Below are 8,557 nucleotides of genomic sequence, written 5' to 3'. Positions count from 1 at the left end.
TGTGGGATGGGATGCAAGGCGCAAGCCGCAGCCATGGCCGCCGCCATGGCGAGGATTTGCAACGCCGCAGACCGCCCGCAGCAGGGATGCGCGACACGCGAGGGGCTTGTTCAGCGTTGCCCTAAGGTCTTGGCCACCACCGACGCCGCGCGCCCAGCCTTGACCTGCCTGACCGCCTCCTGCTTGAACTCCCGCGTGTACTTCCCTCGGCTTCTCTCTTCGTTCACTTCTCGGCTCCTGTTCCGGGATTCTCCCGGGATCCGCTATGAACTCCGAAATTCGGGGGCATCCTCAAAATGCAAAGCTGCGTTTTTGACACAGTAAGACCAGAGGGCCACCAGACGCCGCCGACTCTCGAACTGCCGCGCCGCACCGGTCACCGGGTCGGTGAAGCCGACACTGCGCGCCAGCAACTGCAGCGGCCGCGAGGTGTCGCCCTCGGGCGGGTCATGGATCTCGGGGTACCAGGCATCGTTCAGGATCGGCAGGCCGAGCGCCGCCATGTGCACCCGCAACTGGTGCTTGCGGCCGGTGTGCGGCTGCAGGCGGTAGCGCGCCAGGGCGCCATGCCGCTCCAGCAGGGTGATGCGGGTTTCGGTGTTGGGCTCGCCGGGCACTACGCGCTCGCGGAAGAACTGCTCGGCCGGCGCCATGCGCAGGCGCAGCGTCATGGGCAGCGCCAAGTCGGGCCGCCAGGCAGCCATGGCCTCATAGTCTTTCTGCACGCTGCGCTCGGCGAACAAGCCCTGGTAGGCGCCCCGGTGCCTCGGCTGCACCGAGAACAGCACCAGCCCCGCCGTATCGCGGTCGATGCGGTGCATGGGCGCGAGCGTGTCCAGCCCCAGGCGCCGCTTCAGGCGCACCAGCAGGCTGCGCTGCAGGTACGGGCCGGTCGGCAGCACGGGCATGAAGTGCGGCTTGTCGGCGACGACCAGGCAGTCGTCCTGGTAGAGCACGTCTTCCTCGAAGGGCAGCGCCGGCTCGGCGTCCAGCGCGCGGTAGTAGAAAACCCGGCCCTGCGGCTGGTAGGCGGCCCCCGGCGCCAGCGCGCGGCCGTCGCCATCGACCACGTCCCCGCGCGCCATGCGCCGCGCCCAGTCCTCGCGCGTGACCGCCGGCAGGCGCTCGGCCAGGTAGTCCAGCACCGTCGGCCAGGGCCCCGACGGCAGCGCCACACAGCTCGGGCTCACGCCCTCGCGCGTGGGCAGCTTGCGGATCTGGCGGAAGAGCTTGGGCACGGCGGGCGATTGTAGGCAGCTACGATGGCGACTCCCTCCACCGCGACCGCATGACCCATCCCCCATCTGAACCCGCCGGCGGCAACGGCCTGCTCTGGATGCTCCTGGCCGTCGCCGTCCTGTTCGCCGTGCTGCGGCCGCGCGCGCCGCTGGACTACCTGCACCTCGTGGACTGGCAGACCGTGGGCGCTCTGGCCGGCCTGCTGGCCATCACCCAAGGGGTGGAGCGCAGCGGCATGCTGCAGGCCGCAGCGCAGCGGCTGCTGGCGCATGTGACCGACCAGCGCCGGCTGGCGCTGCTGCTGGTGGCCGGGGCCGCGGGCCTGTCTGCGCTGGTGACCAATGACGTGAGCCTGTTCCTGCTGGTGCCGCTGACACGGGTACTGGCCATGCAGGCGCACCTGCCGCTGGCGCGGCTGGTGGTGCTGGAGGCGCTGGCGGTCAACGCCGGCTCGGCCCTCACGCCCATCGGCAATCCGCAGAACCTGTTCCTCTGGCACCGCTCAGGCCTGGGCTTTCCGGCCTTCATGGGGATGATGGCGCCGACGGTGGCCATCATGCTGGTCTGGCTCTTCGTTGCGATCTGGGTGCTGGTGCCGCGCAGCGCCATCGCGCTCAAGCCCGCAGACGAGCCGGCACCGGCGCGGCCGCGCCTGCTGCTGCTGTCGGGCCTGCTGTTCATCGGCTTTGTGGTGGCGCTGGACCAGCGCTGGCTGCTGGCGGGGCTGGCCGGCGTGTTCGGCGCCTTTCTGCTGCTGGAGCGGCGCGTGCTGCGCGGGATGGACTGGGCCTTGCTGGCGATCATCGCGCTGATGTTCGTGGACCTGCGGCAACTGGCGGAACTGCCGGTCATGGCGCAGTGGCTGGCCGGGCAGGACATCGGCGAGGGCTGGCGCGCCTACCTGGCGGCCATCGTGGCCTCGCAGTTCATCAGCAACGTGCCGGCGGCCATCCTGCTGGAGCGCTACGTGCACGACCTGCCCGCGCTGGCGGCGGGGGTGAGCGTGGGCGGCTTCGGCTGCGTGCTGGGCTCGCTGGCCAACCTGATCGCGCTGCGGCTGGCCCGGCTACCGCACGGGCTGCACGAATTCCACCGCATCAGCATTCCCTTCCTGCTGGTGTGCGCCGCGACGGCGCTGCTGCTGCGGCTGGGCTGACGGCCTAAGGCAACGCTGAACAAGCCCCTCGCGTGTCGCGCATCCCTGCCGTGGGCGGTCTGCGGCGTTGCAAATCCTCGCCATAGCTGCGGCCATGGCTGCGGTTTGCGCCTTGCATCCCATCCCACACCAGGGCGCGCGCCACCACGCGGACTTATTCAGCGTTGCCCTAAGGGGCTAAGGCACGGCCTCATCCATTTCGCCCCCGCGTGACGCGCCTGGGGCATCCACCGGAATCCGATAGACGAGCAAGTCGTACCTGGGCCCCGCACGATGCGCGGTGACCGTGCCGCCAAGCGACTCGGCAATGCGCCGGCTGGGCGCATTCGCCTCGGCGACGGGGTAGACGAACGCAGCAGGCCGGAAGGTCCGCGTGCCCCAGGCCGCGACCGCCTGCACCGCCTCACGCCCATAGGCGTGGCCGTGTTCGCTCTCCCGCACCCAGATGCCCAGCTCAGGTTCGGGTTCACGGGCGCGGTGCAGTCCCGCCAGCCCGAGAAAGGCCTGCGTGCCACGGCGGCGGATGGTGAAGGTGAAATCGACCCCCGCGTCGATATCCGTCAGCCATTCCCGCCAGACCGATTCGAAATCCCGCTTCGACGGCAGCGGATCGAACGACATGTAGCGCGTCAGCGTGGGCGTGATGCAGGCGAATGCCTCATTCGCATCGGGCGCCGAAAACGGCCGCATCGACAGGCGCGCCGAGGTGATCTCCACGGTATTCCACTGCATTGGCAATTCCTCCCTGGGTAGATGAATCCGAGTGCACGGCCCGTCAATTTGCCTGGCTTGTCAATCCACCGGCACCGCCGCCGTGCCGCGCGCCGTGGCGGTGCAGCCGATGGCCGCGGCCATGATGCAGGCGATGCCCAGCCATTGCAGCGGCGTGGGCCGCTCGGACAGTATCAGCACGCCCGCCAGGGCTCCCACCGCCGGCTCCAGGCTCAGCAGGATGCCGAAGGTGCGGCGCGGCAGGCGCTTCAAGGCCACCATCTCCAGCGAATACGGCAGCGCGCTGGAGAAGATGCCCACCAGCAGCCCGGCCACCAGCAAAGAGGGGTCGAGCAGCGCGCTGCCGGCATGCGCCGCGCCGAAGGGCAGCGTGACCAGCGCCGCGCACAGCAGGCCGAGGGAGGTGGCCTGCCCGCCGTGGGCGTTGCCCGCCTTCTGCCCGAAGACGATGTACAGCGCCCACAGCACGCCGGCCCCGAGCGCGAACGCGGCGCCGGCCGCGTCCGGCCGCGCGACGGCGCCGCCGAACAGCAGCAGGAAGGACAGCCCGACCGCCGCCAGCCCGACCCAGACGAAGTCCGTCCCGCGCCGCGACGACAGCACGGCCAGCAGCAGCGGGCCGGTGAATTCCAGCGCCAGCGCAATGCCCAGCGGCACGGTGCGCAGGGACAGGTAGAACAGCAGGTTGGTGAAACCCAGCGTGGCGCCGTAGAGGCAGATCCAGGCCGCGTCGCGGCGCGCCAGCGGCCGTCGCCAGGGCCGCCACAGGGCCAGCAGGATCATGGCGGCGAAGGCGGTGCGCAGCGCCACCGTGCCCTGGGCGCCGACCAGCGGGAACAGGCTCTTGGCAAACGAGGTGCCGACACAGAGCGAAACCAGGCTGCCGATCAGGCAGGCGACGGCGGTGGCGACGGAGGGCTGGGACAGGCGGACGATGGACAAGAGCGGCTCGCGGGTGGGCGTGGAAAGCGTAGCCAGCCATCATAGAAAAGATGGCGTTGCTCAATGAAAGTCCCGGCTGCGCAGGCTCTCGCCGTCCAGCGCGCCCAGCAGCGCCGACAAGTCCTTGCAGCGGCGCGCCAGCAGGTGGCGCACCACGCCTGCGCCCTCCTCCGCCTCGCTGCATTGCCATTGGCCTTCGACGGCCAGCAGGCGGGACTTGAGCAGAGGCTCGCGCTGCGCCTCCAGCACGTGCTGCCAGACGATGATGTTGACCACCCCGGTTTCGTCCTCTAGCGTGACGAACAGCGTGCCTTTGGCCGTGGGGGGGCGCTGGCGCATGGTGACGATGCCGCAGGCGCGCACGCTGCGGCCGTGCGGCACGGTGTGCAGTTGCCGGGCGGTGAGCAGTTGCATGCGCGCCATGCGCGGGCGCAGCAGCGCCAGCGGGTGGCGGCGCAGCGTGAGGCCGAGCGCTGCATAGTCGCCGGAGATTTCCTCGCCCTCGCGGGCCTGCGGCAGGGCCAGCGGCGCCTCGTCGACCGGCACGCCCTGCCACAGCGCCGGCGCGCGCCGCTGGGCGCTGGCGTCCCAGACCTGCTGGCGGCGGTGGCCCGACAGCGGCAGCAGGGCATCGGCCGCGGCCAGTGCGCGCAGGTCAGCCGGGTCCAGCCGGGCGCGCAGGGCGAGGTCCTCGGTGCTGATGAAGGGCGCCGTGGCGCGCGCGTCCAGCAGGCGCTGCGCGGCGGCCTTGTCCAACTGGCCGACCAGGCGCAGGCCCAGGCGCACGGCGGGCTGGGCGGAGTCCTGCGCAGCCGGCTCCAGCGTGCAGTCCCAGCCACTGGCGCAGACATCCACCGGCCGCACCTCCACGCCGTGGCGCCGGGCGTCCTGCACCAGCTGCGAAGGCGAATAGAAGCCCATGGGCTGCGAGTCCAGCAGCGCGGCCAGGAAGGCGGCCGGTTCGTGGCATTTGAGCCAGCTGCTGACGTACACCAGTTGGGCAAAGCTCGCGGCATGGCTCTCGGGGAAGCCGTACTCGCCAAACCCCTCGATCTGCTTGAAGAGGCGCTCGGCAAAACTGCGGGCATAACCGTTGGCTTCCATGCCGTCGATCAGCTTATCGCGGAAGGCGGAGATGCCGGCGGTGCGCTTCCAGGCCGCCATGGAGCGGCGCAGGCGGTCGGCCTCGTCGGCCGTGAATTTGGCGGCGAGCATGGCAATCTGCATCACCTGCTCCTGGAAGATGGGCACGCCCAGGGTGCGCTTCAGGGCTTCATTGAGATCCGGGTATTCGTACTCGATCTTCTCCTTCTTGCGCTCCCGCACCCGCTGCCGCAGGTAGGGATGCACCATGCCACCCTGGATCGGCCCGGGCCGCACGATGGCCACCTCCACCACCAGGTCGTAGTAGGTGCGCGGCTGCAGGCGCGGCAGCATGGACATCTGGGCCCGGCTCTCGATCTGGAACACGCCCACGGTGTCGGCGGCGCAGATCATGTCGTAGGTGGCCGGGTCTTCCGCTGGGAGGTTGTGCAGCGCCCAGTGCGTGCCGCGCCAGCGGTTGACCAGGTCCAGGCCGCGGCGCAGCGCGCTGAGCATGCCAAGCGCCAGCACGTCGACCTTGATCATGTGCATGGCCTCCAGGTCGTCCTTCTCCCACTGCACGACGGAGCGCTCCTTCATGCTGGCGTTTTCCACCGGCACCAGGCGGGTGAGCTTGCTCTGGGTCAGCACGAAGCCGCCCACATGCTGGCTCAGGTGGCGCGGGAAGCCCTTGAGCTGCGCCGTCAACCCGAGCCACAGCGCGAGCAGGCCGGGCGCCACCGACAGGCCCGTGCGTTCCAACGCCTCCGGCAGGCGCTCGGTCTGCAGGCCGTCATCGAACCAGTAGTGGTCCTTGGCGAATTCGTCCACCAGCGCGGCCGGCACGCCCAGCGCCTTGCCGACGTCGCGCAGCGCGCTGCGGGTGCGCCAGCAGATGACGACGGCGGCAATGGCGGCGCGCTCGCGGCCGTACTTGGCGTAGATGTACTGGATCACCTCCTCGCGCCGCTGGTGCTCGAAATCGACGTCGATGTCGGGCGGCTCGCGCCGCTCGCGGCTGACGAAGCGCTCGAACAGCAGGTGGCCGTTCACCGGGTTGACCGCGGTGATGCCCAGGCAGTAGCAGACGGTGGAATTGGCCGCCGAGCCGCGGCCCTGGCACAGGATGTTCTGGCTGCGTGCAAAGCGCACGATGTCCTCCACCGTGAGGAAGAACATGGCGTAGTCCAGCTCGCCGATCAGGGCCAGTTCCTTGGCGATACTGGCCTGCACCTGGGCCGGCACCTCATCCGGATAGCGGCGGGCCGCGCCGGCCCAGGTCAGGCGCGTGAGGGTCTGCATCGGCGCCTCGCCACCGGGCACGTTTTCGTGCGGGTACTGGTAGCGCGGCTTGATCTCGTCCAGGTCGAAGCGGCAGCGCCGGGCCGCCTCCAGCGTATTGGCCAGCAGTTCGGGCGGATAGAGCTCGGCCAGTTGCTCGCGCGGGCGCAGGTGCCGCTCGGCGCTGGGCTGCAGCGCGAAGCCGCAGTCGGCCACGCTGCGGCCCTGGCGCACTGCCGTCAGTACGTCCTGCAGCCGCTTGCGCGAGCGCCGGTGCATGTGCACGTCGCCCGCGGCCAGCAGCGGCAGGCCGCAGGCGGCGCCGGCATCCTGCAGCACGGCCAGCCAGAGCGCGTCGTCCATCTGGCGGTGCAATTCGGCGGCGATCCAGATTTTTTCATCAAAAAGGGCTGAAGCCTTTGAAATACGCTGGCGTATAGCTATTGAATCAATAGCATCCGCAGGCAGACGGTCGGGCACGCAGAGGATTTCGCAGCCGCGCAGCAGGCGGAAATCGCTGCAGTCCAGGCCCACGCGGTAGTCGCCCTTGGCCGCGCCGCCACGGCGCGCGGCGGTGATGAATTCGCACAGGTTGCCCCAGCCGTCGAGGTCGCGCGCCAGCGCCACCAGGCGAAAGCCGGCCTCGGGAAAGGCGAACTCGCTGCCAAATAGCAGGCGCAGCGGCGCGCCGCCGGGCGCGCGCTCCGCCAGGTGGTCGCGCAGGCCCAGATGCGCCCGCACCACGCCCGCCACCGAGCACTCGTCGGTGATCGCCAGCGCGCTGTAGCCCAGCGCCTGCGCGCGCTCCACCAGCTCATGCGGATGCGAGGCACCGCGCTGGAAGCTGAAATTGGTCAGGCAGTGCAACTCGGCATAGGCCGGCGGCACGGCGCCCGCCGGCGGTGGGGGACGCAGCCGTGGCGGCCGGCGGTGCAGCTCAGCCATAGAACCCGTGCAGGAACCAGCGGGCGGCGCCCTCGCCTGCCGCGGCGGCGCAGGGGTGCTCCTGGAAGATCCAGACCAGGCCCGCGCCCTCGCTTTCGGCGATGAAGTAGTCGCGCCGCGCGCGCTCTGCGGGCGGGCACCACCAGCCGCTCTCGATGCGCTGCGGGCCGCACAGCAGGCGCAGCGGGCCGTGGTAATGCGGCAGGTCATGCCCCTCCAGCTGCAAGGGTGCAGGCAGCAGCCAGGGGGGCGCCAGTGCGTCGGCCGCGCCGCCCTCCGGCAAGCCTCCCCCCGCCACAGCCTTGGCGCCGGCCGGCACCCACTGCTGGCGGCATTCGGGCCGGTGGTCGGCGTGCAGGTGCGGCACCAGGACGCTGTCGACTCCCAGCCGCGCCTGCAGGCGCTCGACCAGTTGGTGCAGGGGCTCGCCGCGCGGGACCTCGTCCGGCAGCAGGCTGGCCGCCGCGCCGGCCCAGGCGTCGGTGTCGACCGAGCGCAGCCGCAGCCGGCTGGCCGGCGCCTGCAGCACGGTGCGCGCCAGGTGCTCGGCGCTCAGGCGGCGCAGGTGGGCCATGTCGCGCGTGGGCTGGGCGGTGCGCAGCAGCAGCCGGCCGTGGCGCGGCAGCTCCACGCCGTCCACACGGCGCAGGTCCAGCGTCCACTCCAGCTCGAAGGCGCGCACCCCGCGCTGGCGCGCCTGCAGCCAGACCTGCAACTGGGCCAGCAGGCGGCTGGCGCTCCACATCAGCCCGGGCGCATCGGTGGCCAGGGCGGGCAGTTCCAGCGCCGCGTCGAAGGTCTCGGGCAGGGCGCACCAGGGATAGTGCTCGGGGCGCTCGCCGTAGGCGATGTCCAGCGCCTCGAGCAGGCCGGCGCCGAAGCGCCGCGCCAGCCCGGCCCGCGGCAGCGCCCGCAACTGGCCCCAGGTGCGGCAGCCCATGGGCACCAGGGTGGCGGCATGGGCGGCGGCGGCCTCCAGCGTGCGGATCGGCAGCGCGTCCAGCGGGGCATCGGGCGGCACCGGCGTGCCTTCGGCCGCCAGGCGCAGGCGGGCCAGGGCCGCCAGGCCGCTCGGGCCCTGGGCTGTCTCTTATACACATATAAAAGGGGGGGGGGGGGGGGGGGGGGGGGGGGGGGGGGGGGGGGGGGGGGGGGGGGGGGGGGGGGGGGGGGGGGGGG

At 71.3% G+C, this 8,557-nt stretch carries 6 protein-coding genes and 1 pseudogene; 1 reads left to right on the top strand and 6 read right to left on the bottom strand.

All coding sequences use genetic code 11. From position 1 onward, the window contains the following. Positions 1 to 119: 119 nt before the first annotated feature. Together JHD63_RS25070 and JHD63_RS20590 are read right to left on the bottom strand one after the other, a co-directional pair. Positions 120 to 227, bottom strand: a pseudogene (locus tag JHD63_RS25070) (transposase); the annotation flags it as partial. Between the two features lie 36 nt (positions 228 to 263). Further along, positions 264 to 1,238 (bottom strand): pseudouridine synthase, encoded by a 975-nt coding sequence (locus JHD63_RS20590; RefSeq protein WP_370590597.1) that lies wholly within the window; start codon positions 1,236 to 1,238, stop codon positions 264 to 266. Between the two features lie 50 nt (positions 1,239 to 1,288). Between JHD63_RS20590 and JHD63_RS20585 the strand changes: the two genes are divergently transcribed. Further along, the gene (locus JHD63_RS20585; RefSeq protein ID WP_198972672.1) at positions 1,289 to 2,395 is read left to right on the top strand and encodes an SLC13 family permease; all 1,107 of its coding nucleotides are present in this window, start codon (positions 1,289 to 1,291) and stop codon (positions 2,393 to 2,395) included. A gap of 177 nt (positions 2,396 to 2,572) precedes the next feature. Here the strand turns inward: JHD63_RS20585 and JHD63_RS20580 are convergent, their stop codons facing one another. Genes JHD63_RS20580 through JHD63_RS20565 form a run of 4 tightly spaced genes read right to left on the bottom strand, consistent with a single transcriptional unit; the run spans position 2,573 to position 8,399 of the window. Then, positions 2,573 to 3,127: a GNAT family N-acetyltransferase gene (locus JHD63_RS20580; protein ID WP_198972671.1), complete on the bottom strand. Its 555-nt coding sequence runs from the start codon at positions 3,125 to 3,127 to the stop codon at positions 2,573 to 2,575. A gap of 60 nt (positions 3,128 to 3,187) precedes the next feature. Next, entirely contained in the window at positions 3,188 to 4,069 is an 882-nt protein-coding gene (locus JHD63_RS20575; protein WP_198972670.1) for an EamA family transporter, read from the bottom strand. A gap of 60 nt (positions 4,070 to 4,129) precedes the next feature. Next, positions 4,130 to 7,378, bottom strand: a complete 3,249-nt coding sequence (locus JHD63_RS20570; RefSeq protein WP_198972669.1) for an error-prone DNA polymerase — start codon at positions 7,376 to 7,378, stop codon at positions 4,130 to 4,132. Next, entirely contained in the window at positions 7,371 to 8,399 is a 1,029-nt protein-coding gene (locus JHD63_RS20565; protein WP_198972668.1) for a DNA polymerase Y family protein, read from the bottom strand. The genes JHD63_RS20570 and JHD63_RS20565 overlap by 8 nt, the downstream gene beginning before the upstream one ends. Between the last annotated feature and the right edge of the window lie 158 nt (positions 8,400 to 8,557).

Origin of the sequence: Xylophilus sp. ASV27 (genome assembly GCF_016428875.1) — a bacterium.
Taxonomy (GTDB): Bacteria; Pseudomonadota; Gammaproteobacteria; order Burkholderiales; family Burkholderiaceae_C; genus Xylophilus.
This window is presented reverse-complemented; position numbering and strand designations above follow the sequence as displayed.